The organism is Nonomuraea helvata (genome assembly GCF_039535785.1).
Classification (GTDB): Bacteria; Actinomycetota; Actinomycetes; order Streptosporangiales; family Streptosporangiaceae; genus Nonomuraea; species Nonomuraea helvata.
The window spans coordinates 82,679-109,196 of the sequence record NZ_BAAAXV010000008.1 but is presented as its reverse complement, the minus strand read 5'-3'; the positions used below and the strand labels follow the sequence as shown (position 1 = coordinate 109,196).

General features: G+C 70.2%; 24 protein-coding genes. 16 read left to right on the top strand and 8 right to left on the bottom strand.

The window, feature by feature from the left end; translation table 11 throughout:
* Window positions 1-93 precede the first annotated feature (93 nt).
* Window positions 94-1,749: an FAD-dependent oxidoreductase gene (locus ABD830_RS27875; protein ID WP_344993476.1), complete on the top strand. Its 1,656-nt coding sequence runs from the start codon at window positions 94-96 to the stop codon at window positions 1,747-1,749.
* On the opposite strand, the gene ABD830_RS27870 is transcribed toward ABD830_RS27875, so the two are convergent.
* Window positions 1,736-2,749 carry a zinc-dependent alcohol dehydrogenase family protein gene (locus tag ABD830_RS27870; protein ID WP_344993474.1) on the bottom strand — a complete coding sequence of 338 codons (1,014 nt, stop codon included), beginning with the start codon at window positions 2,747-2,749 and terminating at the stop codon, window positions 1,736-1,738. The two genes, ABD830_RS27875 and ABD830_RS27870, sit on opposite strands and share 14 nt — an antisense overlap.
* Window positions 2,750-2,904: 155 nt before the next feature.
* Here ABD830_RS27870 and ABD830_RS27865 point away from each other — a divergent pair, with 155 nt between their 5' ends.
* The 3 genes from ABD830_RS27865 to ABD830_RS27855 all read left to right on the top strand — a co-directional run bounded on the left by ABD830_RS27865 (window position 2,905) and on the right by ABD830_RS27855 (window position 6,560).
* Window positions 2,905-3,708 carry a helix-turn-helix domain-containing protein gene (locus tag ABD830_RS27865; protein ID WP_344993471.1) on the top strand — a complete coding sequence of 268 codons (804 nt, stop codon included), beginning with the start codon at window positions 2,905-2,907 and terminating at the stop codon, window positions 3,706-3,708.
* 158 nt (window positions 3,709-3,866) lie between these two features.
* The gene (locus tag ABD830_RS27860) at window positions 3,867-4,913 is read left to right on the top strand and encodes a sulfite oxidase (protein ID WP_344993468.1); all 1,047 of its coding nucleotides are present in this window, start codon (window positions 3,867-3,869) and stop codon (window positions 4,911-4,913) included.
* Window positions 4,914-5,057: 144 nt separating this feature from the next.
* Complete coding sequence (locus ABD830_RS27855; protein ID WP_344993465.1) at window positions 5,058-6,560, top strand: WS/DGAT/MGAT family O-acyltransferase; 1,503 nt, start codon at window positions 5,058-5,060, stop codon at window positions 6,558-6,560.
* Here the strand turns inward: ABD830_RS27855 and ABD830_RS27850 are convergent.
* Complete coding sequence (locus ABD830_RS27850; protein WP_344993462.1) at window positions 6,498-7,055, bottom strand: TetR/AcrR family transcriptional regulator; 558 nt, start codon at window positions 7,053-7,055, stop codon at window positions 6,498-6,500. The two genes, ABD830_RS27855 and ABD830_RS27850, sit on opposite strands and share 63 nt — an antisense overlap.
* A 127-nt stretch (window positions 7,056-7,182) precedes the next feature.
* Between ABD830_RS27850 and ABD830_RS27845 the strand changes: the two genes are divergently transcribed.
* On the top strand, window positions 7,183-8,112 hold the full coding sequence (locus ABD830_RS27845) for an aldo/keto reductase (protein ID WP_344993459.1): 930 nt from the start codon (window positions 7,183-7,185) through the stop codon (window positions 8,110-8,112).
* A 100-nt stretch (window positions 8,113-8,212) separates the two neighbouring features.
* Here ABD830_RS27845 and ABD830_RS27840 read toward each other — a convergent pair whose 3' ends face one another.
* The gene (locus tag ABD830_RS27840; RefSeq protein WP_344993456.1) at window positions 8,213-9,115 is read right to left on the bottom strand and encodes a polyprenyl synthetase family protein; all 903 of its coding nucleotides are present in this window, start codon (window positions 9,113-9,115) and stop codon (window positions 8,213-8,215) included.
* Window positions 9,116-9,567: 452 nt separating this feature from the next.
* On the opposite strand from ABD830_RS27840, the gene ABD830_RS27835 reads away from it, so the two are divergent.
* Window positions 9,568-10,875, top strand: coding sequence for a cytochrome P450 (locus ABD830_RS27835; protein ID WP_344993454.1), 1,308 nt, complete (start codon window positions 9,568-9,570; stop codon window positions 10,873-10,875).
* A complete protein-coding gene (locus ABD830_RS27830) occupies window positions 10,872-12,428 on the top strand; it encodes a prenyltransferase/squalene oxidase repeat-containing protein (protein ID WP_344993452.1) in 1,557 nt (518 codons plus the stop codon). The genes ABD830_RS27835 and ABD830_RS27830 overlap by 4 nt, the downstream gene beginning before the upstream one ends.
* On the opposite strand, the gene ABD830_RS27825 is transcribed toward ABD830_RS27830, so the two are convergent.
* Window positions 12,425-13,366 carry a terpene synthase family protein gene (locus tag ABD830_RS27825; RefSeq protein ID WP_344993450.1) on the bottom strand — a complete coding sequence of 314 codons (942 nt, stop codon included), beginning with the start codon at window positions 13,364-13,366 and terminating at the stop codon, window positions 12,425-12,427. The two genes, ABD830_RS27830 and ABD830_RS27825, sit on opposite strands and share 4 nt — an antisense overlap.
* Before the next feature lie 277 nt (window positions 13,367-13,643).
* Here ABD830_RS27825 and ABD830_RS27820 point away from each other — a divergent pair, with 277 nt between their 5' ends.
* From ABD830_RS27820 to ABD830_RS27805, 4 genes are read left to right on the top strand one after another with little or no spacing between them, the layout of a single operon-like run.
* Window positions 13,644-15,971, top strand: a complete 2,328-nt coding sequence (locus tag ABD830_RS27820) for a sensor histidine kinase (protein ID WP_344993447.1) — start codon at window positions 13,644-13,646, stop codon at window positions 15,969-15,971.
* The gene (locus tag ABD830_RS27815) at window positions 15,968-16,387 is read left to right on the top strand and encodes a roadblock/LC7 domain-containing protein (RefSeq protein WP_344993444.1); all 420 of its coding nucleotides are present in this window, start codon (window positions 15,968-15,970) and stop codon (window positions 16,385-16,387) included. Before ABD830_RS27820 ends, ABD830_RS27815 begins: the two co-directional genes overlap by 4 nt.
* The gene (locus ABD830_RS27810; protein WP_344993441.1) at window positions 16,384-16,761 is read left to right on the top strand and encodes a DUF742 domain-containing protein; all 378 of its coding nucleotides are present in this window, start codon (window positions 16,384-16,386) and stop codon (window positions 16,759-16,761) included. The genes ABD830_RS27815 and ABD830_RS27810 overlap by 4 nt, the downstream gene beginning before the upstream one ends.
* On the top strand, window positions 16,742-17,329 hold the full coding sequence (locus ABD830_RS27805; RefSeq protein ID WP_344993439.1) for a GTP-binding protein: 588 nt from the start codon (window positions 16,742-16,744) through the stop codon (window positions 17,327-17,329). Before ABD830_RS27810 ends, ABD830_RS27805 begins: the two co-directional genes overlap by 20 nt.
* Before the next feature lie 143 nt (window positions 17,330-17,472).
* On the opposite strand, the gene ABD830_RS27800 is transcribed toward ABD830_RS27805, so the two are convergent.
* Both ABD830_RS27800 and ABD830_RS27795 read right to left on the bottom strand, forming a co-directional pair.
* Complete coding sequence (locus tag ABD830_RS27800) at window positions 17,473-18,420, bottom strand: RpnC/YadD family protein (RefSeq protein WP_344993436.1); 948 nt, start codon at window positions 18,418-18,420, stop codon at window positions 17,473-17,475.
* A gap of 58 nt (window positions 18,421-18,478) precedes the next feature.
* Window positions 18,479-19,324, bottom strand: coding sequence for an LLM class flavin-dependent oxidoreductase (locus tag ABD830_RS27795; RefSeq protein ID WP_344993433.1), 846 nt, complete (start codon window positions 19,322-19,324; stop codon window positions 18,479-18,481).
* A 74-nt stretch (window positions 19,325-19,398) separates the two neighbouring features.
* Between ABD830_RS27795 and ABD830_RS27790 the strand changes: the two genes are divergently transcribed.
* Window positions 19,399-19,863: a MarR family winged helix-turn-helix transcriptional regulator gene (locus tag ABD830_RS27790; RefSeq protein WP_344993430.1), complete on the top strand. Its 465-nt coding sequence runs from the start codon at window positions 19,399-19,401 to the stop codon at window positions 19,861-19,863.
* A 150-nt stretch (window positions 19,864-20,013) separates the two neighbouring features.
* Here the strand turns inward: ABD830_RS27790 and ABD830_RS27785 are convergent, their stop codons facing one another.
* Entirely contained in the window at window positions 20,014-20,715 is a 702-nt protein-coding gene (locus tag ABD830_RS27785) for a TetR/AcrR family transcriptional regulator (RefSeq protein ID WP_344993427.1), read from the bottom strand.
* A 98-nt stretch (window positions 20,716-20,813) separates the two neighbouring features.
* Here ABD830_RS27785 and ABD830_RS27780 point away from each other — a divergent pair, with 98 nt between their 5' ends.
* From ABD830_RS27780 to ABD830_RS27770, 3 genes are all read left to right on the top strand, one after another.
* Complete coding sequence (locus tag ABD830_RS27780; protein WP_344993425.1) at window positions 20,814-22,244, top strand: MFS transporter; 1,431 nt, start codon at window positions 20,814-20,816, stop codon at window positions 22,242-22,244.
* On the top strand, window positions 22,241-22,588 hold the full coding sequence (locus tag ABD830_RS27775) for a nuclear transport factor 2 family protein (RefSeq protein WP_344993422.1): 348 nt from the start codon (window positions 22,241-22,243) through the stop codon (window positions 22,586-22,588). The genes ABD830_RS27780 and ABD830_RS27775 overlap by 4 nt, the downstream gene beginning before the upstream one ends.
* A 63-nt stretch (window positions 22,589-22,651) precedes the next feature.
* Window positions 22,652-23,362: a DUF998 domain-containing protein gene (locus ABD830_RS27770; protein ID WP_344993419.1), complete on the top strand. Its 711-nt coding sequence runs from the start codon at window positions 22,652-22,654 to the stop codon at window positions 23,360-23,362.
* Between the two features lie 21 nt (window positions 23,363-23,383).
* Here ABD830_RS27770 and ABD830_RS27765 read toward each other — a convergent pair whose 3' ends face one another.
* Complete coding sequence (locus ABD830_RS27765) at window positions 23,384-24,274, bottom strand: NAD-dependent epimerase/dehydratase family protein (RefSeq protein ID WP_344993417.1); 891 nt, start codon at window positions 24,272-24,274, stop codon at window positions 23,384-23,386.
* Between the two features lie 57 nt (window positions 24,275-24,331).
* On the opposite strand from ABD830_RS27765, the gene ABD830_RS27760 reads away from it, so the two are divergent.
* Complete coding sequence (locus ABD830_RS27760; RefSeq protein ID WP_344993414.1) at window positions 24,332-26,518, top strand: beta-galactosidase; 2,187 nt, start codon at window positions 24,332-24,334, stop codon at window positions 26,516-26,518.

Below are 26,518 nucleotides of genomic sequence, written 5' to 3'. Positions count from 1 at the left end.
GGCGAGCTGCGCTAATCAAATGAATGGTTGACAAAGATAAGTGGACTGTTGATTATGAGGCTGCGTGGCTAGGACGACAGAGAGGTTGAGACGATGACCGGACCGTACGACCACAAGACCGCCGTTCTCATCGTGGGCGGAGGCATCACCGGCCTGTCCGCGGCGTTCTTCCTCGCGCGGCGGGGAGTCCGCTCGGTGCTGGTGGAGCGGCACCCGTCGACGGCGATCATGCCGCAGGCGCGGGCGTTCAACCCGCGGTCGATGGAGATCTACCGTGCCCTCGGCCTGGAGGAGGAGATCCTCCGGCACCAGTCGATCCTGGTCGGCATGCCGGAGATGATCGGCGCGGGCACGCTGGCCGGTGAGGAGCGCTTCCGCGTCGACATGCTCGCCCAGGTCCGGCCCGGAGGCATCAGCCCGGCCGATTGGGCGTTGATCGACCAGGACGAGTTGGAGCGCGTCGTACGTCCGCACGCCGAGCGCGCCGGCGTGGACGTGCGGTTCGGCACCGAGCTGGTCTCCATCGACGGTGACGACGACGGTGACGACGACGGTGTGACGGCCGTCGTGCGCGACCTCGGCAGTGGGGCCGAATCCCGCATCCGCGCCGGCTACCTCATCGCCGCGGACGGCAACCGCGCGGGCATCCGCGACCGTCTGGGCATCGGCGCGGACGGCCCCGGCGTGCTGGGCCATGCCGCGCACTTCGTCTTCGACGCCGACCTCGACGGCGCACTGCGGGGACGCAGGTTCATGCTCGCCTACTTCGACCAGCCGGTGACGGGCACGGTCCTGGCCCCGTTGGGGCGGCTCGGGCGGTGGATGCTCGGGGTGCCCTTCCAGCCGCGCCACGGCGAGAGCATCGAGGACTTCCCCGAGCAGCGCTGCGTCGAGCTGGTCCGCCGCGCGACAGGGATCGCGGACCTCGATGTCACGTTGGTGCCCCCGGTGCCCGGCTGGAGCCGGACGGTGATGGACGTCAGGATCGGCGCGTGGGTGGCCCGGCGGTACCGGGCCGGCCGGGTGTTCTTCGCCGGCGACGCGGCCCACGTCTTTCCGCCGACCGGGTCCTTCGGCGCGAGCACCGGCATCGCGGACGCGCACAACCTGGCCTGGAAGCTCGCCGCCGTGCTCCACGGGCAGGCCGGACCGGCGCTGCTCGACACGTACGAGGCCGAGCGCCGGCCGGTCGCGCACACCACGATGGACACCGCACTGCGCATCCTCGACGCCCGCCACCACGCCGCAGGCGAGGATGCCACCAGGATCGACGAGGTGACCATGGCCTTCGGTTACCGGTACCGTTCCGCGGCCGTGCGCACCGAGCCGGCCACTCCCGAGGACCCGGTGGAAGACCCTCGCACCCCCAGCGGCCGTCCCGGCCTGCGCGCACCCCACGTGTGGCTGGAGCGCGCCGGGACGAAGCTGTCCACATTGGACCTGTTCACCGGCGCCTTCACGCTGCTGGCCGGCGCCGAGGGTGCGGAGTGGGCCGAAGCGGCCAAGGCGGTGGCGGCCTCGCTCGACCTCGACGTCGACGTCCACCGCGTCGGGGCCGCCGAACTGCGCGACCCGGACCAGCGATTCACGCACGCCTACGGCATCACCGATGCCGGGGCCGTCCTCATCCGGCCGGACGGGTTCGTCGGCTGGCGCGCCGGAGATCTTCTCCGGCAGCCGGAGCAGGAACTACGGCAGGCGTTGACCCGGCTGCTCGCCCTTGACGCCCGTGCCGTCAGTCGTGAGTGATGACCACCTTGCCGAAGCCACCGCCTGACTCCACGTAGCGGAAGGCCTCGGGAACGTCCTCGAACGGGAACACCCGATCGAGCACCGGCCGCACCCGATGGACCTCCACGGCGCGGGCCAGCTCGACGAAGTGGGTGCGGCTGCCCGTGGCGATGGGATGCAGCGTCGCACCCGCTCTGAACAGCAGCGCCGGGTCGATGGGCCGGGCTCCCGCGGCGCCGGAGAGCCAACGGCCGACGAAGGCCACGTCGCCGCCGAACGCGGCGGACTTCAGCGACTGCTCCAGCGGCCCCGTCGAGTCGACGACGCGATCGACGCCCACGCCGCCGGTGAGGGCACGGACCGTCTCCGACCACTCCGGGTCCTCCCGGTAGTTGATCACATCGTCCGCCCCTAGTGCCTTCAGCCGATCGGCCTTGGCGGCGCCGGACGTGGTCACGATCACCCGGGCCCCGGCCAGCTTGGCGAACTGCAGCACGAACAGCGACACTCCTCCCGACCCCAGGGTCAGCACGCTGTCCCCAGGGCGGAGCGGGCTGCCACTGGTCAGGGCGTTCCAGGCGGTCACCGCCGCCAACGGCAGCGCCGCGGCCTCCTCGAACGACAGGTGCTCCGGGATGGGCACGACGCCGTCCTCGCCCAACACGGCGTAGTCCGTCAACATGCCGTCGACCATCGTCCCGAGCTGCGCGGCGTTGTCCAGCCTGAACGGACCGTCCAGCCAGCGGGGAAAGACGGTGGCCGCCACCCGGTCGCCCGGCCGCACCCGGCTGACGTCCTCGCCGACGGCCACGACCTCCCCCGCCCCTTCACAGCCGGGCACCACGCCGGGCCTGATCGGCAGCGGATAGTTACCGGCGAGCACCATCAGGTCGCGGAAGCCGAGCGAGTTCGCGCGCACCCGGACGACGACCTGCCCGCGCGCAGGTTCGGGTATGTCGTGCTCCTGGACCGTCAGCCCGGCAAGGCCATGTCCCGGATCAAGGTGATAGCTCCTCATCGAACAGCCCTTTCATCGTCTCGTGATCATGTCGGTCCGGCGATGCCGGCGGACCGCCACCCGTTCCACGACGAGATCGTGTGGGGTGGCCGTGGCGTCCGGCAATTCCCTCGAGGGAATCGCCGGGGGCTCCGTGGACGCGGTAGAACGGTCTGGTGAGCAGCAGCACGATCGAACAGAGCGGCGTCGGCGCCGAGCTGAGCCGCTGGCGCCGGGCGCGCCGGCTCAGCCAGCTCGAACTGGCCACGCTGGCCGGCACGACCCAGCGTCATCTGAGCTTCATCGAGAGCGGTCGCTCCCAGCCGGGGCGGGCGGTGGTGATCCGGCTGGCCGAGTCGCTCGGCCTGACGCTGCGGGAGCGGAACGATCTGCTCGCGGTGGCCGGGTTCGCGCCGATGTTCACCGAGTCGGACCTGGACGAATCCGCGCTACGCCCGGTCCGGGTCGCCCTTGAGCAGATCCTGCACGGGCATATGCCGTATCCGGCGCTCGTCATCGCGCCCTACGGGCGGGTGGTGGCGGCCAACGACGCCGTCGAGGTGTTCACCGAGGACGCCTCACCCGAACTGCTCGCACCGCCGGTCAACATGCTGCGGCTCATGCTCCATCCGGACGGGATGGGACGCAGGGTGCTGAACCTGGACGAGTGGGGCCGGCATGTGATCGAGAACCTTCGTGCCAGGGCGCGGCGGAGCCCCGATCCGCGCCTGGACGATTTCGTCGCCGAGCTGGCCGGATACGTCCCGCAGACCCCGGTCGGCCCCGGGCATCTCGGCTTCTCCGTGCCGATGCGGCTGGCGTCGGCGGACGGCGAGCTGCGTCTGATCACCACATTGACCTCGTTCGCCACTGCGACCGACATCACGCTCGCCGAACTCCACCTGGAGGCGTTCCTGCCCGCCGACCAGGCGAGCGCCGACCTCCTCCGGATCCGGGCCGAGCGACGCCGCGCCGGATAGGCCCGGTTCCCCTTCCCCCGGGAGGGTAAGGCCCGAGGTAGCGAAATGGAACGTTCCCGTAGTGGCCGGACAGAGTTCGGCAACGCGGGGTGCGCCGGAACAGCGTGAGGAGATTAAATGGTTTCCAGGTAGGAAATAGGTCGTACGAGGTGACTGCCATGAACCAAGTGACGGCGACGATCGTGAAGCCGCTGCCCGACCACCTGTTCAGGGTGCATGGCCTGAACGCGGAGATGCGATGGGAGGCCATGTCAGGAGAGGGATACCACACCCCGATCGACCGGTTCTTCGTGCGCAACCACACCTCCACCCCGATCATCGACGTCACCACCTGGCGGCTGCGGGTGCACGGGGCGGGCGTTCGGCGCCCGCGGGAGTTCGGCTACGAGCAGCTGCGCGCCATGCCGTCGCGGACGTTCGACGTGGCGATCGAGTGCGCCGGCAACGGACGGCGGTTCTACGGCACGCAGCAGAACGACGCCGCCCCGGGCACGCAGTGGGGGCTGGGCGGGATCGGGGTCGCGCGGTGGCGCGGGGTGCCGTTGAAGGTCCTGCTCAAGGAGGTCGGGCTGCTCCCCGGAGCGGTCGACGTCCTGCCCACGGGGCTCGACGCGCCGTTCGAGGACTACGGGCACGTACGCAGGCCGCTGCCGATCGGCAAGGCCATGGACGACGTCCTCGTGGCGTACGAGATGAACGGCGAGCCGCTTCCCCCCGATCACGGATTTCCGGTGCGGCTGGTGGTGCCGGGATGGGTGGGAATAGCCTCCATCAAATGGCTCGGCGATATTGAGGTTTCATCGACAACGCTCTTCACGCCGTGGAACACGGTCTTTTACCCGGACGTCACGACGCAGCCGGTGAAGAGCGCGTTCGAACTCCCCTGGAATGCGCGGCTCCCCCTCATGGGCCCGCACATCCTGCGCGGGCGCTCGTGGTCGGGGCAGGGCAGGATCGTCCGGGTGGAGGTCAGCCTCGACGGCGGGCTCACCTGGCGCCAGGCCGAACATCACGGGCAGCACCTGGCCAGGGCGTGGCTGCCATGGCACATTTCATGGGCGCCCCGTCACACGGGACCTCACGTGCTGATGGCGCGGGCCACCGACGAGACAGGCGCCACGCAGCCGCCGGTCACGCCGCGCCACCCGTACGGGTACGCGTTCGACGCCGTCGTGCGCCACCCCATTGAGGTGGTCAATGGATAGACAATTGTCACCGATCCCGACTGAGCTGGGAATTCGCTAAATCGTGGTACGGCGAGCCTGAATTCATCTGAAAGACTCTCGCGGAAACCTTCCGGAAATCCCTGCATGTGATCCTGCACACACATCACGGGAAAAGGAGAGCAGATGCGCCAGCTCACCGCACTCGACGCCCAGTTCCTCAATGTCGAGACCGCGACCACCGCGGCACACGTGGCCGGGCTGGCGATTCTCGACCCGGCCGACGGAGCGGTCAACAGGGACGCCCTGGCGCGGCTCCTGCTCGCACGCCTCCACCTGTCGCCCGCGCTCAGCCTCCGGCTGGCCGAGGTGCCGCTCGGGCTGGACCGCCCGTACTGGGCGGCCGACCCGGACTTCGACATCGGCAACCACCTCTTCGAGCTGACGCTGCCCGCTCCCGGGGACGACTGGCAGCTGGCCGAGGCGGTGGCGGAGATCCACGCGCGACGCCTGGACCGGGCGCACCCGCTGTGGGAGATGCACCTGATCAACGGGCTGACGGACGGGAGGGTCGCCGTCTACACAAAGGTGCACCACGCCGCCATTGACGGCGTCTCGGGCGCGGAAACCCTCGCCACCCTGCTCGACCTCGCCCCCGACGGCCTGCGCGGCGGCCCCGCGGCGACCCGATGTGTCAGCACGGCGGTTCCCGCGCCCCGGCAGGACGTGCCCGGGCTGGTCGAGATGCTGGCAGGAGCGGCCGCGCGGACGGCGACCCACCCCGTACGGGCCGTCCAGTCGGCCGTCAGGGTGGCCGAGGACCTAGACGCCATTCCGCTGGCGGCGGGCCTGCCCGGCGCGAGGCTCATCGCCAAGGCCGCGCGGCTGGTCGCCGGCGACCGGCACGACCGCCCCGAGCTGCCCAGCCTCACCGCCCCCCGGACCCCGTTCAACGGCCCCATCAGCGCCCGCCGCCGCCTCTCGTTCGGCTCGCTGTCGCTCAAGGACGTCAAGAACGTCGCCAAGGCCAACGGCATGAGCGTCAACGACGTCGTCATGACCCTGTGCACCTCGGCGCTGCGCTCGTGGCTGCGGGAGCGCGACGCGCTGCCGGAGGCGCCGCTGATCGTCGCCGTCCCCGTGGCGGTCCGTACGGCCGGGGCCAAGGATCTCGTCGGCAACCAGATCTCCGCCATGGTCGCCCCCATGCCCACGAACGTCGCCGACCCCCGAGAGCGCCTGCGGGCCGTCGGCGCCGCCATGAACACGGCCAAGCGGCGTTTCGCGCTGGCCCCGGCGACGTGGCTGAGCGAGCTCTGCTCGGTGCTGCCCGCCCCGCTGACCAGCCTGGCCACGCCGGCGCTCTTCCGGCTGGCGGGGACGGCGTTCCCGCCGATCAACCTCATCGTCAGCAACGTGCCGGGCCCGCAGTTCCCGCTCTATCTGTGCGGCGGCAGAGTGCTGTCCTACTACCCGCTGTCCGTGCTGACCGACATGAGCGGCGGCCTGAACATCACCTGCTTCTCCTACGACGGCATGCTCGACTTCGGCATCGTGGCCTGCCCCGAGCGGATGAACGACGTATGGGGGCTGCTCGGCCACCTGCGCACGGCGCTCGACGAGCTGCTAGACGAGCGAGTGGGCGATGAGTTCCGCGACGGCGTCAGGATCGATCTGGTGGCCGGTTAGCTGGCAGAGATTCTCCTGGTAGAGCAGGACGGCGGCGAACGTGGCCGCCGCCACCTCCAGCCTGGCCGCGTCCCCGCGCGCTCCGGGCAGCGCCAGCTCCAGCGCGAACCTGGCACGCCTGATCAGCTCGCCGTTGAGCCGCCCGAGCCGCTCCTTGACCGAGCCGTGGGTGTCGGCCTCCCTGAACAGGATGCGCCGCATCGCGGGTGAGGCCCGCAGCGGGAGGCCGCGCGCCAGCCTGGACAGCGTGCGCGCCGGGTCGCCGGGCACCGCGTCGACCTCGCGCCCCTCCTCGACCAGCGTGCGTTCGTCGACGAGGGCGACCAGCACGTCGATCTTGCGCGGGAAGTAGTGGAAGATCAGCCCTTTGGGCACTTTCGCGAGCCGGGCGATGACCGCGGTAGGGGTGGCCTCGTAGCCGCCGCCCGCGAACAACTCCTCGGCCGCGTCCAGGATGCGCGTACGCGCGTCACCGATCACCACAGCTCGCACCATAGCGCCACCTGCGACTTCACCGCCATCCCGGCGAAGCGAGACCCCCGTGTCCGCGCCGGGACGTCCTTCCGGGCTCGGCGAGGGGGTGCCATCGGGTCCGCTCGGCGAGGGTGCCGATAATGGCGTAATGAGATCAATAGGTACATCCGGCCTGTCCGTTTTTCCGATATCGCTCGGCACAAATGTCTTCGGCTGGACCGCCGACAAGGAGGCGGCGTTCGCGGTCCTGGACGCGTACGTCGAGGGCGGCGGCAACTTCATCGACACCGCCGACGTCTACCCGTACTGGGTGACCGGCGAGTCGACCTCGGAGACGATCATCGGCGAGTGGCTGGACACCCGCCGCAACCGCGACTCCGTCGTGCTCGCCACCAAGGTCGGCATGCTGGAGGGGCTGCAGGGGCTGGCCCCGGCGACCATCCGGACCGCGGTCGAGGACTCGCTGCGCCGGCTGCGCACCGACTACATCGACCTCTACTGGGCACACGTGGACGACCACGACACGCCGCTGGTGGAGTCGCTGGCGACGTTCGACGCGCTGGTCCGCGAGGGCAAGATCCGGCACGCCGGGGCGTCCAACTACGGCGCGGACCGGCTGGCGGAGGCGCTCAGGACCTCCGACGAGGAGGGGCTGACCCGCTACGTGGCCCTGCAGCAGCAGTACAACTTGGTCGAGCGAGGTTACGAGGGCGAGCTCCGGGACGTGGTGGCCCGGGAGGGCCTGTCCAGCACACCGTACTTCGGGCTGGCTCGCGGGTTCCTGACCGGCAAGTACGCGCCCGGCGTGACGGTCGACAGCCCCCGGGCCGGTGGGGCGGCCGAGTACCTGCAGAAGGAGCACGGGCGCCGGGCGCTGGACGCGCTGACCAAGGTGGCGGCCGAGCGCTCGACGGCACCGGCCACGGTGGCGCTGGCCTGGCTCGCCGCCCAGCCCACGGTCGCGGCGCCGATCGCGAGCGCCCGGAACGTGGCCCAGCTCGAGCCGCTGCTGGCGGCCGCGGAGCTGACGTTGAGCGAGCAGGAGCTGACCCTCCTGGACGAGGCCTCCCGCCTCTGACGCGTACGCCGCGCCTCTGACGCGTACGCCGCGCCTTTGACGCGTGCGCCCTCGGGCGGGAACGGGCGCACGCAGGTCATCCGTCCGCGGCACGAAGAGGTCAGTGGACCCGGTTCACCAGCGAGGCGCAGAGGGCGCGCAGGTCCGTGGCGCCCGGCAGGCATTCGTCCATGACCTCCAGCGCCGCGGCGAGGCGCCGGTCGGCCTGGGCCCGGGCGATGCCACGCCCGCCGGCCTGCTCCACCAGGCGGGCGGCGTGGCGGAGCGAGTCCTCGTCCGAGACGCCGGCCGACAGCAGCGTGGAGAGCTCGCGGGCGGCGGGGTGGCCGCCGGCGAGGGCGGCGAGGACGGGGAAGGTCTTCTTGTCGCGCCGCAGGTCGGAGTACACGGGCTTGCCCGTGATGCGAGGGTCGCCCCAGATGCCCAGCATGTCGTCGGCGATCTGGAAGGCCACCCCCAGGTCCAGCCCCATCTCCCACATGCGGTCGGCGAGCTCGGGCGCGCCGCCCAGACAGACCCCCGCGGCCGCGGCGGCCCCGAGCAGGCCGCCGGTCTTGCCCGCGGCCATCGCCGTGTACTCGGCGATGGTGACCGCGTTGGGCCCGTGCCAGGGCCGGTTCTCGAAGGCCATGTCCGCGGTCTGCCCGTTGACGAGCTCGATCAGCGCCGCCGACAGGTACGTCATCGCCTCGGGCGACCCGGCGAGCCGGCTGACGGCCAGGGCCAGGAGCGCGTCACCGGCCAGGAGCGCCGGGCCCACGCCGTACGCCTTCCAGAGGGCCTCACGGTGCCGCCGCCGCTCGTCATGATCGATGATGTCGTCGTGCACCAGTGAGAAAGCATGCACCAGCTCCACCGCCACCGCCCCAGGGAGTGCCGACTCGGCCGTGCCGCCGACGGCCTCGGCGCTGAGCATGGCGATGGTGGGCCGCACGCCCTTGCCGCCGTCCCCGTTGTGCGGCCTGCCGTCCGCATCGGACCAGCCCAGAGCGAACGCGGCCATCCCAGCGCCCCACGGGTGGAGCGCCGAAACCGCCTCGCGTAGAGCCGGCTCGAACAGGGCCCGACAGCGAGCCACGGCGTCACCGCCCGAGGGATGGCTGAGATTCAAACGGTGCTCCTACCCCGGTACGATCTTGAATCTACATGCATAAGCATGTGATACTCCACCCAGATGTTGACTTTTGTCAGGGTATGTCCGTGGTCAAACACGGACACCGTACGCGATGGAGGGAGCACTCATGGCGATGGACTCCATCCCACCCCACGAGGCCGCCACCACCCCCTCCAAAATACGACAAAGCGGACATATTCCTAGTAAGCACGATAAATAGCCGCACAGCTGGCTCTTAGCCGTATAGAGCATTCGGATCGGGGATAGCCGCCATGTCGCACGCCACGGAAACCTCCGTGATGCAGCCGCAAGTCGTACCCTTTCACCGAGCCATTCCCCGGTTGCTGAAAGACCCGGTCAACGAGCTGGCCAGGATGGGCACCGAGGCCGGCGGCCAGGTTGTCCGGGTCGACCTGGGCCCCTTTCGCCCCTATCTGGTCTCGCACCCCGACCACGTCCAGCAGGTGCTCACCACGGAGTGGGATAATTTCGCACGCGAGGGCATGTTCTGGCGGCCAGTACGGCGTGTGACCGGCAAGGGCATCCTGCGCGAGGGCGATGAGTGGGCATCCGCCAGGAAGATCCTCCAGCCGCTGTTCACCGCCAAGTACACGGCCACCCTGGCCGAGGACATGGCCGACGCCATCGCCGAGCGCGTCCTGGAGCTCGACGTCCATGCGCGCGCAGGACGGCCGATCGACGCCGCCGACCAGATGACGGCGATCATCAACCAGGCCGTCGTCAAGGTCCTCTTCGGCGGCCGCATCTCACGCGACACCGCCGAGCGGTTGGCACCCGAGTTCGCCACCTGCGCCACGTCGATCGCGTTCCGGCTGCTCTTCCCTTTCGTGCCGTACTCCATCAAAGTTCCGGGCGATCGCGCGTACCTGCGAGCCATGAACAACATCAACGAGATCGTCTATCCCCTCATCGATCAGGCACACCGCGAGGGCGCGCGCAGCGGCAAGGCCGACTTGATCGCGGTGCTGCTCAGGGCCAGGCAGCAGGAGGACGGCAGGATGGATCTGGAGCAGGTCCGCGACGACCTGGTGAGCATGTACGCCACGTCCACGGAGACCACGGCGACGTCGCTGACCTGGCTGTGGGCCGTGCTGCACAATCATCCCGCCGTCAGCGCCCGGCTTCACGAGGAGATCGACCGCGTGGTGGGCCATGACCAGGTACGGCCCGAGCACGTGCCCCGGCTCACCTATCTCCACATGGTCCTGCAGGAGCTGTTACGGCTGTATCCGGCAGGCTGGATCATCCCCCGCCAGGCGATGGCGGACACAGAGATCGGCGGCGTCCGGATCAAGGCCGGCTCTCAGGTGCTGATCAGTCCGTACACCACCCACCGCCTGCCGGAGTTCTGGGACCGGCCCCTGGAGTTCGACCCCGGGCGCTGGGCCGACGGCGCCGCTCCCAGGCATCGCTACGCGTTCTTCCCCTTCGGCGCGGGCCCGCACTCGTGCCTCGGCCAGGGCCTGTTCCGCATCGAGGCCCCGCTGGTCATCGCCAACCTGCTGAGCAAGTACCGGTTGGCGCTGACCGATCCTCAGCCGCTCACCGCCGTACCGGGAGCCTCGGCGCGGCCGAAACAGCAGGTCATGCTCCGGCTGACGCCGATCGAGACGGACCCGCGGACATGAGCCACGTGAGCATCACCACCGACGCGGCAACGGATATCGTCGCGCACGCGCGCGAACTGATCGAGAGCCTGATGCTCAGGCCATGGGGGCAGGTCTCGCCGTCGGTCTACGAGACCGGACGAGTGGTCGCGCTGGCTCCCTGGCTGACTGGGCACCGGGAGCGGCTCGACTACTTGACCGGCACCCAGCGTCCGGACGGATCCTGGGGCGCACCGGACGGGTACGGCCTCGTGCCGACCCTGAGCGCCGTCGAGGCGATCCTGACCGCGCTGGCGCGTGAGGACCCGGGCACGGACCACGAGCGGCTCACCCAGGCGGCCGAACGAGGGCTGCGCCTGCTCGCGGCCTGGCTGGGCAGCGGACGGATCGAACTGCCGGACATGCCGGCGATCGAGCACATCGTGCCCTCGCTCGTGGCGCTCATCAACCGGCACCTCCAGGACCTGCCGAACCACGCACCGCTGCCGCTGCCCGAGGGAATGAGCTACGACGGCCTCGATCGGGTCATTTCGCGGATCGGCTCGGGAGGCGCGATTCCGGAGAAGCTGCTGCACGCTCTGGAGATCGCCGGCGACAAGGCCGGGGGGGCGCCCGCCGTCCAGCCGGCCTCCATCGGGACCGTCGGGGCGTCACCTGCCGCTACCGCCGCCTGGCTGGCCGGGCGGGACCCGGACGGACCGGCCCGTGATCATCTGGAGGCGGTCGTCCGACGCCACGGCGGCCCCGTGCCCGTCGGGCTGCCCATCACCGTGTTCGAGCGGGGCTGGGTGCTGAGCTGGCTGGTCCGCGCGGGCGTGCCCGTCGAGGTGCCGCCGGAGATGGTGGCGGACCTCAGAACGGCGATCGGCCCCGGCGGGACTCCCGCCGGACCGGGGCTGCCCGCCGACGCCGACACGACCTCCGTGGCGCTGTACTCGCTGGCACTGCTCGGAGCGCCGCACGAGCCGGACAGCCTGTGGGGCTTCCGTTCCGGGTCCCACTTCTCAACCTGGCTCGGCGAGCAGGGCACGTCCGTCAGCGTGAACGCTCATGTGCTGGACGCCTTCGGCGAGTACGTACGCCGTACGCCCGACGCCGCGCCACGTTACGCGCAGGCGATCTCCGAGGTGGCCGCCTGGGTCCGTGAGCGGCAGGAGCCGGACGGGAGCTGGAAGGACAGGTGGCACGCCTCCCCTTACTACGCCACCGTCACCTGCGCGCTGGCGCTCGGCTCCTTCGGCGGTGCCGCATCGGTTGAGCCGGTGGGTGCGGCGGTCGAGTGGGTGCTGGGCAGTCAGCGGCCGGACGGCTCCTGGGGCCGCTGGGAGGGCACCGCCGAGGAGACGGCGTACGCACTGCAGGTCCTGCTGCTGACCGGAGACTGGATGGACCCGCGACGCCTGCGCGCCGCGGCGGCGGGCGAGAGGTTCCTCCTACGCTCGGCCGGCAAGGAGCATCCTCCGCTCTGGCACGACAAGGATCTCTATGTGCCGCACGCGGTGACACGCGGCGCGGTGATCGCCGCGGCCCACCTCGCCCGCCGGGCGCGGGAACGCACCAGGCCGCCGTCCTAGCCTGCGTACGTGTCCGCGTCCCTGACCAGCTCCTGAACGGTATATGCGTGCGTGTCCCTGGCCATGAACCAGCCACCGTTGAACGCGACGTTCCTGCGCTGCCCGTCCGCGATGCCGGCCAACGGGGCAGGCAGCTGCGCGAGGGCGGCCAGGAATGCCACGTGGAGCTCGGCGTAGTGAGCGAAGACCCGCTCGACGGCGGCCTCCGTGCTCATGCCCGCGCGCTCCAGGATGAGGACGGAACTCGGCTTGCCCTCGTTCCTTTCCCGTTCGAACGTCCTGATGTCGTTGGCGAGCCGCATGCATGCCGCGCCGAGGGAGGTGGCTTGCTCGATCGCCTCCCAATGCCCGGCGCCGGCGGGACCACAGATCCCGAGGGCGGCGGCCCACCATGTGGGATAGAGGATCGTGAGGCTGCCGTTGGCCAGATAGTCGTCGTACGACGGCCAGGGCTCGTCACCCGCCGCCCACAGTCGCTCACGGACCATGGCCACGCCGGCGCGTCGGAGCTGTTCCCTCAGCATCGGCGCGCGCGCTTCGGCACCGGCGTGCCCGCGGAAGCGGACGCACCACGCCTGCCAGGCGTGCAACCCCTGCCCGACGGCGTCCTCGGCACCCGCCTGAGGTGGTGTGCCGGAGACCATCGAGCAGAGCTGCTCGAAAAAAGCGGTGATGTCGCTATGAGACCACTGCCCCGCGATGTTGTCAGCGATGTCATCAATGCCGAACAAGATCGTGATCAACGTACCCAGATCGGCGATCTGATCCGCCCGCGCATGCGGGAACGTCGCCGCGGCGGACAGGCAACTGAAGGCCAGCCGGCTGGCGGAGCTGTCACCCTCGGCGAACAGGCTCGCGTACGGACGCACCAGCCGGTCCGCTTCGGGCACGGCGTCGAGGGCGGCCCTGAGAACGGTGCTCCGATCCTCCTCCGGCACGCCGGCAAGCTGCTGCGCCCCCCGAAGCAAGCGATCGACCAGATCATTACTGATGCTGAAGTACGCAGCAGGGGCAGGGTCGCTCACTCTGGAAGGATATCCACTTGGCGAGTATTTGACTAATGTTGTCAAAAAAGGGATATTTGGTAACCAAAGTGATTGATGTTGCTTGAGAGCCGCTTTGAGCTGCGCTAAAGTTCCTTGATCGACGGCGCCCGGTATGCCACTGCATGTCCTGGTGGTCAGCACACGAAATGACTTTCACAGGGTAGGTACAATGGGCTTCCGCAATACACGACTGCGGACCAAAGTCACGGCTCTGCTTCTCTCGCTCGCGGCGCTGTGGGCCTTCGCTGCATGGGTCACCCTTCGCGAGGGCGTCAACCTGCTCTGGGTCTCCCAGCTCGACTCCAGCATCATCTCACCCAGCGAGCCGCTCCTGGTCGAGCTGCAGAAGGAACGGCGGATCTCGGTCGTCAAGCTGAGCAGCTCTGGCATCCGTTCCCGCAAGGACCTGGAGAACCAGCGGAAGCAGACCGACCGCCTGATCACTGCCTTCAAGGAGTCGGCGACGTCGGGCATCGTCGACTTCGCCCTGGATGACGAAGGATCCAGGCGGCTCACCGACGTGTTCGGGCAACTCGACACCCTCAGGCAGACCCGGCAGGCCATCGACTCGGGGCAGATGGACAGGCTACGGGCGACGAGCACCTACGGCGACGTCATCGACTCCATCTACGGTCTCTACGGGTCGCTGGCCACCCTCGACGACAAGACCCTCGCCAAGGGCATCCGCACGCTCCTCGGCCTGAGCCGGGCCCGAGAGGTGATCACCAGGGAAGACGCGCTGGTCGCCGGCGCGCTGGCCGAAGGCCGGCTGACCCCCGCGGAGCACGCGCAGTTCACACAGACCGTGGGAGCCTGGCGGGTCCTCGCCGACCAGGCCGCGGCCGATCTCGCCCCCTCCGAGAAGGCCAACTACGACAAGCTGGTCAACGGCCAGTCGTTCACGCGTCTCAGGAATCTGGAAACGCTCCTCTCCGAACAGGATCCGAGCGCCGGAAGCCTGCCGTTCACCGCCGATCAGTGGAAGACGACCGCCGACCGCGCCCTGGCCGATCTCAACACCCTGGTGCTCACCGGCGGAGACCGCATGGTCGATCAGGCCGTGCCCGTCGCCGTCAACGTGGTCATCCGGTTGGTGCTGGCCGGCGGTCTCGGTCTCATCGCGGTCATCGCCTCGATCATCCTGTCCATCACCACGGCCCGCGCCCTGTTCGCCCAGCTGCAGAAGCTGCGTGACGCCGCGCACGAGCTCTCCGACGACCGGCTGCCCGGCGTCGTCGAGCGCATCGGCCGCGGCGAGGAGGTCGACCTGGCCAAGGAGGCCCCCGACCTGGACTTCGGTGACGACGAGATCGGCCAGGTGGGCCAGGCGTTCAACACCGTGCAGCGCACCGCGATCAGCGTCGCGGCCGAGCAGGCCGAGCTGCGCCGCAGCATCCGCGACATCCTGCTCAGCCTGGCCCGCAGGACGCAGGGCCTCGTCCACCGGCAGCTCACCGTGCTCGACGTCATGGAGCGCCGCGAGACCGACCCTGAGGAGCTGAAGGAGCTCTTCCGGCTCGACCACCTCGCCATCCGCATGCGGCGCAACGCCGAGAACCTCATCGTCCTGTCCGGCTCGACCCCCGCCCGTACGTGGCGCCGCTCGGTCCCCATGGTCGACGTCGTCCGCGGTGCCCTGGCCGAGGTCGAGGACTACACCCGCGTCACGCTGATGCCGATGGGCGACGTCGTGCTCGTCGGCCGCGCGGTCGGTGACGTCATCCACCTGCTCGCCGAACTGATCGAGAACGCCGTGTCGTTCTCGCCGCCCTACACGAACGTGCAGGTCAGCGGCCAGCTCGTGGCCAACGGGTACGTGATCGAGATCGAGGACCGCGGTCTGGGCATGAAGCCCGAGGACCTCGAGGCCAACAACGCGCGCATCGCGGACCCGCCCGAGTTCCGCATCACCGGCGCCGCCCGGCTGGGCCTTTACGTGGTCAGCCAGCTCGCCAAGCGTCACGAGATCCAGGTGGTGCTCAAGCCGTCGCCGTACGGCGGGACGACGGTCGTGGTGCTGCTGCCGCAGGAGCTCGTACAGCTCGACCCCACGCCCGAGTCGCAGGACGGCGGGCCGCGGGAGCGCCTGCCGCGCAGGACGACGGCCGTGGCCACCGCGATCCGGCCGGTCACGGCGGAGAACGTGCGCACGCTCAAGCCCGCGCGCCAGGCGCCCGCCCCCGAGCCGGCCGCCCCTGCGCCCGCACCTTTGCTCACCCCTGTGGAACCAGAACCAGAACCAGAACCGCCAGCCGAACCGGAGCAGCGGCCTGTGACCGAGTTCACGTCGAACGGGCTGCCCCTGCGGGTACCCCAGGCCAACCTGGCGCCAGCGCTGCGGGACGACACGCCCACGCAGCCCGACTACGAGGAGGACGATGACGAGCGCTCGCCGGAGGAGATCCGCGCGATGATGGGATCTCTGCAGTCAGGCACGCGTCTTGGCCGCAGCGAAGCCGCCAAGATGCTCGACGAGCAGTCGAGAGGTGAGGCATGACCCCCTCGTCCGGCACCGATCTCAACTGGCTGCTCGACGACCTCGTGAGCCGGATCAAGGAGGCCGAGCACGCCATCGTGCTGTCCTCCGACGGCCTGCTGATGGCCTCGTCCGCCGGGTTGCAACGGACCGACGGCGAACACCTGTCCGCTGTCGCCTCCGGCCTGCAGAGCCTGGCCAAGGGCGTCTCGGACCACATCTCCGGCGGCACCGTGCGGCAGACGGTCGTGGAGTGGAAGCACCAGTTCCTCATCGTGACCACGGCCGGCGAGCGGGCCTGCCTGGCCGTCCTGTGCGCGCAGAACGCCGACATCGGGCTGATCGCGTACGAGATGGCGATGATGGTGGCCCGGGTCGGCCAGTACCTCACCTCAGGCGCCCGCAACGCCGAGGCCATCGCCGGGGGCGACCGGTGAGAGGCACGGACGGACCGACGGACGAACACTGGGTGGATCCGGAGATCATCCGGCCCTACGTGGTCACCCGTGGCCGTACGCAGCCCGTACACGGCCGGTTCGACCTGATATCCATGGCCCTCGCGGTGGGTCCGCCCCCCGGCCCCGACGCCGGACTGGACCCGGAGCATCTGCGGATCCTCCAGCTCTGCCGCGAACCCAAGTCCGTCGCCGAGATCGCCGCGTACCTCGACCTGCCCGCCGGCACGATCCGGGTGCTACTCGGCGACCTCTTCGACCGCGAACTCGTCTCTGCGCAGGAACCACAATCCGAGGTGGACATGCATGACATGAAGATGTACAGGGCGGTGCTCGATGGTCTTCGGTCGCTCTGAGCGTCCGCGCCTGCCGACGGCGATCAAGATCCTGATCGCGGGCGGCTTCGGCGCGGGCAAGACGACGATGGTGGGCGCGGTCTCCGAGACCCGGCCGCTGCGCACCGAGGAGGTCCTGACCGACCGCGGGATCGGCGTGGACGACCTCACCTCGGTGGAGGCCAAGCGCACCACCACCGTGGCGATGGACTTCGGCCGGATCACGCTGGGCAACGACTACGTCCTGTACCTGTTCGGCACCCCTGGGCAGGAGCGGTTCTGGTTCGTCTGGGACGAGCTCGCCGAGGGGTCGCTGGGAGCCGTCATCCTGGCGGACACCCGGCGGCTGGCCGACTGCTTCCCCTCGGTGGACTATTTCGAGCGGCGGGGCACGCCGTTCGTGGTGGCGGTCAACTGTTTCGAGGGGGCGCCTACGTTCGAGCTGGACGAGGTACGGCTGGCGCTGCAGCTCAACCCGTCGGTCCCCATCATCCTGTGTGACGCACGGAAGCGGGAGTCAAGCCGCGAAGTCCTGATCAGCTTGGTCAAACACTCGGCCCGCCTCCGCGCCGAACCAGTCGGAAGCTAGGGTCACGGGGGGCGAAAAGCAAGGCCTTCCACGGGGAGCGCTTCGCGCAGTGGAGTTCCAGACAGCGCCTCCCAGGGGGCTCACGCCCCCCTTCGCCCCCCGGATCTGACCAAGTGATCAGGTCCAATGGTCCGCCGGTCGAGCTAACGGCACTGTTCGTCGAATTCGTCGAACAGATCCTGGAGAGTCTGGGCGGTTGCCGCACGCGTGGTCCACGTTTCCAGTTGGGCGATATCGGCGCAGGCGGTGATCTGGGCACGTGCGTCCTCTGGGACGTCAAGACCACGAGCCTCCAGCACCAGCAGGAGCAGCCGGATCGCCTCTTCTGCCTTGCCTTCCGCCTTGCCTTCCGCCTTGCCTTCCGCTACGCCTTCTGCCTTACCCTCCGCCTTGCCTTGTGCCAGGCCGCGGCCGAAGTGCTCGCGGGCGAAGGGGCTGTAGACCGGCCATTTGGTGGACGCAGACTTCATGATCTCCTCCATGAGGCAGCGAATCTCGGGCACGGACATGCTGTATGCGTATTCATAGTAATCCGGAGAGTGTTCGTCGGTCGCGTCGGCCAGCGCAGCGGTGAACGCCTCGATGACCTTGCGGTCGTGGCCGTGGACCATGACCGACATGGCCGCGAGGCCTATGTGGGCGGCGGCCTCCTGTGTGTCGACGATGGCCGGGATCTCGTCCGGACCCAGCACCCAGGGCCGCAGGTGGTAGCCGGTCAGCCCGGACTCGATCGGCTGAGCGTAGTGGACAGCGACGTTGCGCTCTGGGCAGATGATCAGGACCGAGACGTCGCAGCCCAGCATCAGCCACAGGGAGGCGGCGTAGCGTGCGAACTGCCGGGGGCTCTTGGTCTTGTCCTGCTGGATCTCCACGATGATGGCATGAGCCGGAGGACGACTTTGCGGAGGTCCCAGGGTGATGACGAGATCGGGCTCGATGTCATCGGAGGTGCGGGTGTTGAAGGTGGTCTTCTCCACCTGCAGCAAAGTGTCGGGGAGGTTCACTCCCATGAAGTCACGCATGATCTCCACCGCCAGTTGAGGGCGGTCGGCGAACATGTTGATGAGGGCGTCATGTCGGGGGGACGGCATGGCACTCATTGTGACATGTCGAATACCCAGAGTGCCGAGAAGTGTGCGAATCCGCAGCTCATCGAGACGGGATGGCGGCACGTAGAGCCGGGAGGACTTCCGTGGCCAAGCGTTCCGACTGCTCGCGCGGATCCGGGCCGACCGGCATGAAGTTCATCGACGTGAACCCCAGGCGGGCGAAGCCGGCGAGCCGGTCGGCGACCTCCTGTGGCGAGCCCGCCACCGCCGCGTCCCCGTCAGCGCGCTCCCCGATGCGGAACGGGACGTTGTACACGCACTCCACCGCACGCCCGTGGGCCAGGATCTGCTCCCGCATGGCGGCCGCCTGCCCCGGCGGGGCGAAGCCGAGGGACGGGATCCAGCCGTCGGCCAGCCGGCCGGTAGCGTCGAGGGCGCGCTTGCCATACGTGCCGAGCCAGATCGGGATCGGGCCGACGGGCTTGGGCTCCATGGCGGCCTCGTAGGTGTGGTAGCGGGTGCCCTCGTAGGTGAAGCGAGGCTCCGACCACAGCCCGCGGATGATGTCGATCGCCTCCACCATGCCGTCGACCTTCTCCCGCGGCGTGGGCACCCCCAGCCCGAACGCCCGGAACTCCTCATCCGAGTAACCACCCCCGAGCCCCAGGATCAGCCGGCCGCCGGAGAACCTGTGCAGGGTCTCGGCCATCTTGGCCACCATCGCGGGCGGCCGGTACGGCACCCCGAGCACCCGGGTGGCCACCCTGATCCGCGAGGTGGCGGCGGCGACCCAGGTCAGCATCGTCCACACCTCGTACGACGGCTCGCTCCCGCAGGGGTGATCCGAGGCCGAGACGAAGTCGAAGCCCAGCTCCTCGGCCGCCCGCGCGTCCCCCACCGGATCGGCCCCCGGCACGGCCGAGGTCGAGATACCCAGCCCGAACATGACTCTCTCCCATCGACAGGTTTACATGTAAACCTAAGACCAGGTTGATTACACGTCAACTAAACTCGGGCGGCATGGAGCCGCGCTGGTTGGACGATGCCGAGTTCAGGGCCTGGATCGGATACCGCAGGATGCGGCTGCTTCTGGACGCCGAGGTCAGCCGGGACCTCATGCGCGACTCGGGGCTGTCGGCACCCGACTACGACGTCCTGTCGGCGCTGACCTCCACCGAGGATCATCGGTGGCGGCTCACCAAGCTGGCCGATCGCATGCTCTGGTCGAAGAGCCGCCTATCACGGCACATCTCCCGGATGGAGCAGCGGGGGCTGGTCCGGCGGGAGGAGTTCGAGGGGGACGCCCGGGGGGCGATGATCGTGCTGACGGAGGGCGGCCTGCGCGCCATCCAGGAGGCCGCGCCCGCACACGTGGAGTCCGTCCGCCGCCACTTCGTCGACCTGCTCTCCCCCGAGCAGATCCAGACGTTGGGGACGATCGCCGAGACCGTGCTCACGCACTTGGATCCCGCCAAGGGAGCGTGACGAGCGGCCGACGCCGAGGGCCGGACGGCCCTGTGCCCGATGGAGTCCGAGGAGTACAAGGCCGCACTCGAGGGCGGCAGCGTGACGGTCCTCAAGGCCTTCCGTTCGAGCCGCGGCTAGGATCATGAGCGGGTGGGTCGCCGCCCGGCGTCAGGCGGGTGGCGTCAAGCCGAGGGACGCGATCAGGGCGATCATCTCGTCGCGGTAGATCGCGGCAGGTTCGTGGGTGAGCGTGCGCAGGTGGCCGTAGATCTCCAGGGCGACCAGGCCGTGCAGGCGGCCCCACACGCGGATCGTGAGCGCCACCGCGTCCGGCGGCAGGCCGGGGAACGTGGCCTGGATGTCCTCCGCCAGGACCGGGTCGAAGTCGGACCAGCCGTACTCGCCCTTGTCCGGCCCGCGCCAGGCCGCCGCGACGAGACCGGTGAGCCCTCGGCAGGCCCGTTGCTCCGCCTCCTTCGCCGGGCCGTCCGCCGGCGGCTGGTAGCCGGGGACGGCGTCGCCGTAGATCAGGCGGAAGCCCTCCGGATGGGCCAGGGCCCACTCCCGTACGGTCTGCGCCCAGGCCAGGATGCGGCCGCCCGGGTCATCGGCGGGCACGGCGTCGCGGGCGGACTCCGCCGCGTCCACCAGCGCCGTGTAGAGGTCGGCGATGAGCGTGGTGACGAGGTCGTCGCGGGTGGCGTAGTAGCTGTAAATGGCCCCCGCGGTCATGCCCATCTCGCGGGCGATGGCGCGTAGCGAGATGGCGTCGGGGCCGCCGGCGGCCATGAGTTCGAGCGCGATCGACTTGATCTCCGCCGTGGTCTGCGCGCGCAAACGGTCGCGCCTGCTCATCGTCTGATCGCCCACCCTTGACAGTCTACAGAGTTGGACTACTGTTCGGCGTACATAGTTTGAACGGCGTGTAGAAGTCATTCGTCGTATAGAAACTGTCAAGGAGACTCCTCGTGACGCTTGCCGACTCTCGTGCGCCGACCGACGTGGGCCCTTCCGGGCGCAGGTTGGCGCTCCTGGCGTTCACCCAGCTCATCGTGGCTCTGGACTACAACATCGTTTACGTGGCGCTCCCCGACCTCGGAGCGGCCCTGGGCTTCAGCACGCGGTCCGTGCAGTGGGTGGTGAGCGCGTACGCCATCGGGCTCGGCGGGCTGCTGCTGCTCGGCGGCCGGGCCGTCGACAAGCTGGGCGCGCGGCGCATGTTCATGCTCGGCCTCTCGCTGTACGCCGTGGCCTCGCTGGCGGGCGGCCTGGCCACAGGGTCCACGACGTTGATCGTGGCCCGCGCCGTACAGGGTGCGGGCGGGGCGCTGCTCACCCCGGCCACGCTCGCGCTGATCTACCGCGGGTTCGCGGAAGGGGCCGCACGCAACCGGGCACTGGGCGCGTGGGGCATGGCGGGAAGCGCCGGGCTGGCCGTCGGCTCGCTGCTCGGCGGCGTGCTGACCAATTACCTGGGCTGGGAGGCGGTGTTCTTCGTGAACGTCCCGCTGGCCATCGGCGCCGCCGCGGCGGCGCTCCGGCTGCTCGACCCCGACCCCCCGGCCACGTCCCGGCCGGGCGGCTTCGACGTACCCGGCGCGGTGCTGGCCACGGCGGGCTCGACGCTGGTCGTGTTCGGTCTGGCGAGCGGACCGGAGGTGGGATGGGGATCGGTACGCGGCGCCGGGGCTCTGGTCGCCGGCGCGGCGCTGCTGGGGTTGCTGCTGCTGGTCGAGGCGCGTACCGGGAATCCGCTGATCCCACCGCGGCTGCTGCGCCGGCGTGGCCCGGCCACGACGATGGCCGTGATCGCCGTGTTCCAGGGCACGCTGGGTGGCGGCTACTACGTGCTCACCTCGTACCTGCAGCCGGTCCTCGGCTACAGCGCCCTGGCGGCGGGTCTGACGTTCCTGCCACTCACCCTCGTCTGCATGGCGGCCGCGCTGAAGGTGGCGCCGCTGCTGCTCGGCAGGTGGGGAGTCCGTACGACACTCAGCACCGGGATGATCGGCGCCGGAGCCGGGATCGGTGTGCTGACCGCCGGCATGCCCATCGGCGGCGGGTTCTGGACCCTGCTGCCCGGCAGCCTCATCTGGGGGTTCTTCGGTGGCGTGGCCTTCGTCGCGCTGTTCGCCTCGGCCGGCGCCGGAGTGGCGCCCGAGCAGCAGGGCGTGGCCTCCGGCCTGGCCAGCACCGCCAAGGAGGTCGGCGGTGCGATCGGGCTGGCGGTCTTCGTGGCCGTCGCCACCGCGGGCTCCACCACCGGCCCGACCACCGGCCCCACCACCGAGCTGCTCGGCGGACTGCAGACCGCCGGCTGGGCGGCCGCGGCCGTCACCGCCGTGGGCGGCCTCATCGCTCTCGTCCTCAAACCGACCAAGAAGGGAATCACCTCATGATCAACGACCTCATCGGCAAGTACCTCGACATCTGGAACGAGCGGGACGCCGCCGCCCGTGACGTACTCATCAAGGCCGTGATGACCGACGACTCGGTCTACTCCGACCCCGACTACGCCGGACTGCGGGGTCATGCCGAGCTGTCCGAGGCGATCGGACGGGCTCAGGAGAAGTTCGGCGATCTGGTGTTCAGCCTCGGCACGCTGATCGGCGCCCACCACCACACGGCGCTGTTCACCTGGCGGCTGGGCGCGCCTGGCTCGGACACGCCCGTGGCCACCGGCTACGACGTCGTGGAGTTCGAGGGCGACCGCATCCACCGTGTGGTCGGGTTCTTCGGCTGAACCACAGGTCCATGCTGTCAGGCTGGATTGACAGGGCAGTTCTGTCAGTCTAGCTTGACAGGCATGAACTCCAGTGACAGGACGACAAGGCGGCTGCTCCTGTGCGGGGTGGTCGCCGGTCCGCTGTTCGTCGCCGCCTTCCTCGTCCAGGGTGCCGTCCGCGCCCATTACGACTCCCTTCGGCACCCGGTCAGCTCGCTCGCGCTGGGTGAGTACGGATGGGTGCAGGCGGTCAACTTCGTCGTGGCCGGTCTCCTGACGCTCGCTCTCGCCGCCGGGCTGCGGCGGGCGCTCAAGGCGTCCGCTCAGCCCAGGGCGACGGTCTGGGGGCCGGTCCTGGTGGGGGCTTGGGGCGCCATGCTGATCTGCGCCGGGGTGTTCACCACCGACCCGGTCAGCGGCTATCCGCCGGGGACTCCCGGGCTGGCGACCGGATACGGCAGCGTGCACGCGGCGCTGCACGACTACCTCTCGCTGATGGGATTCGTGGCGCTGCCCGCGGCCTGCGTGGTGTTCGCGGTCAGGTTCTTACGGGAGCGGGAGCGCGGGTGGGCGGCGTACTCCATCGCCAGCGCCACCGGGTTCGGGGGCGCGTTCGTCCTGGCCACGATCGCCTTCAGCCAGAACCCCGCGCTGGTCGCCTACGGCGGGCTCATCCAGCGGACCGCGGTGACCATCGGGTGGGCCTGGCTGGCCCTGCTGGCGCTCCGGTTGCTCACGTCGAGACCTGGCGAGCCGCGATCACGAGCAGGACGACCGCGCCCACAGTCATGATCGCGTGGCCGGTCCGTTCATTCAGGCTGTGACAGTGCGCCAGCCCTCCCGGGCGCTGGGGTAGCGCGGCGCCCAGCCGGTGGCCGCGCGGAAGCGGGCGTTGCTGACCCGGAGGGAGCGGGTGAGAGACGTGAGCCGGTCGCCGAGGAGCGCGGCGGCCCGGCCGGGGCCGCGCAGCCACATGCGGGCGCCGGCGGCGCGGGCGAGCGCGTCGGCGTACTCGCGCTTGGTCAGCGGCTCGTCGTCCACGACGTTGTACGTGCCCGCGTCGGCCCCGAGCGCCGCGACCACCGCGGTGGCGGCGTCGGCCACGTGGATGGAGGACAGGAAGCCGTCCGGACGGCCGAGCACCATGCCGACGTGGTGGCGGGCCTGGTCGAACAGCTGCTCGCTGTGCGCCGCGCCCGGCCCGTAGAACCAGCCGAACCGCAGGACCACCCCGCACGGGGACCGGTGCGCGCTCGACTCGGCGGCGAAGTTCCCCCGGGCCATCGGGAAGTCGTCCACGGGCGCGTCCTCGTCGATCCAGCGCGCGCCCTGGTCGCGGTAGAGCAGGCAGACCGACTCCTGCACCATCCGCCCGACCCCGGCGGCGCGCGCGGCGTCCACGACCGCCGCCGATCCCTCGGCCCGTACGCGGTGGTTGTCGCGCTGCGCCCGCCTGCTCATGAACTTCGACATCGGCGGGATCGCGGTCGCCAGGTTGACCACCGCGTCGTGCCCGGCGAGCGCCGACGCCAGCTCCTCCCGGTCGAACAGCGACACCATGGCGGGGGTCGCGCCCTGGCCCTCCAGCGCGGCCGCCTTCTCCGGTGTGCGGGCGAGCGCGGTGACCTCATGACCTGCGGCGAGCAGCGCCGGGACCGTGGGACGACCGACCGCCCCGGTGCCGCCTGTGACGAATACCCTCATCCTCCGAGGCTATGACCCTCCGTCTCCGCCTTCCCGGGCGGTGTGGACAATGGTCGGATGCCCGTACGACACACCCCCTGGGACCGGCCGGAGACCCGGCCCGCCATGGCCGGCGCCGAGGACCCCCGCCCCGGACTGGCCCTCACCGACCGCTCGCTCTGGCGCGACGGCCGCCGGTGGATCCCCGTGACGGGCGAACTGCACTACAGCCGGGTGCGGCGCGAGCGCTGGCGGGACGCCCTGCGCCTGGTGCGGGCGGGCGGGGTGGACGTCGTGTCCACGTACGTCTTCTGGATCCATCACCAGGAGCGCGAGGACCGGGAGCCGGTGTTCGACGGCGGGCTGGACGTGGCCGCGTTCGTCCGCCTCTGCCAGGGCACGGGCCTCGAGGCGATCGTGCGTGTCGGCCCCTGGTGCCACGGCGAGGTCCGCAACGGCGGCCTGCCCGACTGGGTTCCCCCGGCCCGCCGCGACGATCCCGCGTACCTGGAGAAGGTCCGGGCCTGGTTCGGCCACCTGGGCAGGGAGCTCGGACCGCTGTGCGGCCCCGACGGGCCGATCATCGGCATCCAGCTGGAGAACGAGCTGTACGACCAGCCGGGCCACCTCGTCACCCTGAAGCGGATCGCCCGTGAGTCCGGCCTGCACGCCCCGCTGTGGACGGCCACCGCCTGGGGCAACGCCGACCTGCCCGTCGGCGAGGTCTTCCCCCTGTACGGCGGCTACGCCGACGGCTTCTGGGTGGACACGGCCGACGGCTGGGACGACACCTTCCGCGCCCACTTCCGCTTCTCCCACCAGTGGGACGATCCCGGCATCGGCAAGGACCTGGCCGGCGACCGGGAGCGCGGCGTCAAGCATCCGGACTTCCCGGCGGCGACGTGCGAGCTGGGCGGCGGCATGGCCACCGCCTACCACCGCCGCCCCCTGCTCGAAGGGGCGGACATCGCCGCGCTCGCGCTGACCAAGCTGGGCAGCGGCTCGGCCTGGCAGGGCTACTACATGTACGCCGGAGGCGCCAACCCGCGCCCGGGCCTGCAGGAGTCGCAGGCCACCGGCTACCCCAACGACCTGCCGGAGTACGACTACGACTTCCACGCCCCCGTCGGGGCCCACCTGCAGACCCGCGACAGCTTCCACCTGCTGCGCAACCAGCACGCCTTCCTGGCCGCGTTCGGCGACCGCCTGGCCGCCATGAACGCCACCATCCCCGCCCAGGCGTCCCTGCGGTGGTCCCTGCGCTCGGACGGGCGCAGCGGGTTCGTCTTCGTCAACAACCACCAGCCGTACGAGCCGCTGCCCGCGCACCGGGACGTCTGCTTCGACGTCGAGCTCGACGAGGCCCGCGTCCGCTTCCCGCACCGCCCGGTGGACATCCCGAGCGGCGCGTTCTTCTGCTGGCCGGTCAACCTCGACGTCCGCGGGGTCGTGATCAACTGGGCGACCGTCGGCCTGCTGACCCTCGTCGAGGGCGACGTACTGGTCCTGACGAGGACGGACGGGATCCCGGCCCATCTCTCGCTGCCCGCGGGCACCTCCGTCAGCGGCCATCCGGTCCTGGACCGGGACGGCGAGGCGATCCTGGAGGACCTGCCGGCGAGCCGCGAACTCCTCACCGTCGAGACGCCGGACGGAGCCCGGCTGCGCCTGCTGGTCCTCGACGCGGCCGACGCCCGGCGGGCCTGGACGCCGGGCGGCCGGCTCGTCATCTCCGACGCCGACATCGTCGAGGCCGACGGCGTGCTGACCGCCGTCACCACCGGCCCCGCCACCGTCGAGATCCTCACGGACGGCGCGTTCGAGCGCCACCACCTCGACCGTCCGGCGGTCCCCGCACCGGTGAAGATCGTGCGGACGGCCGAGGCCACGCCGCCCCCTGCCCGGCCGATCACCGTCCCGGGCCGCGCCTCGGCCCCCGATCCGGAGACGCTGGCCGCCCACGCGGCCCGCTACACGATCACCGTGCCGCCGGGCGGCGAGCGTACGCTGCTCCGCCTCGACCTGGTCGGCGACGTGGCGGTGGCCAGCGCCGGCGACCGCACGGAGGACCTGTACTGGAACGGCGGGCCTTGGGACATCGACATCTCGGGCGGCATCGAGACGGTAGAGGTCATGATTTATCCGCTCACGTCGGAGACACCGGTCTGGCTGCCCGAGGCCGCGCGAGGGGCCGAAGGCGCACGCATCCTGGACGCCACCGTGATCGACTACCGCGCGCACCCCTTGGACGCCCTCCGCCGGTAG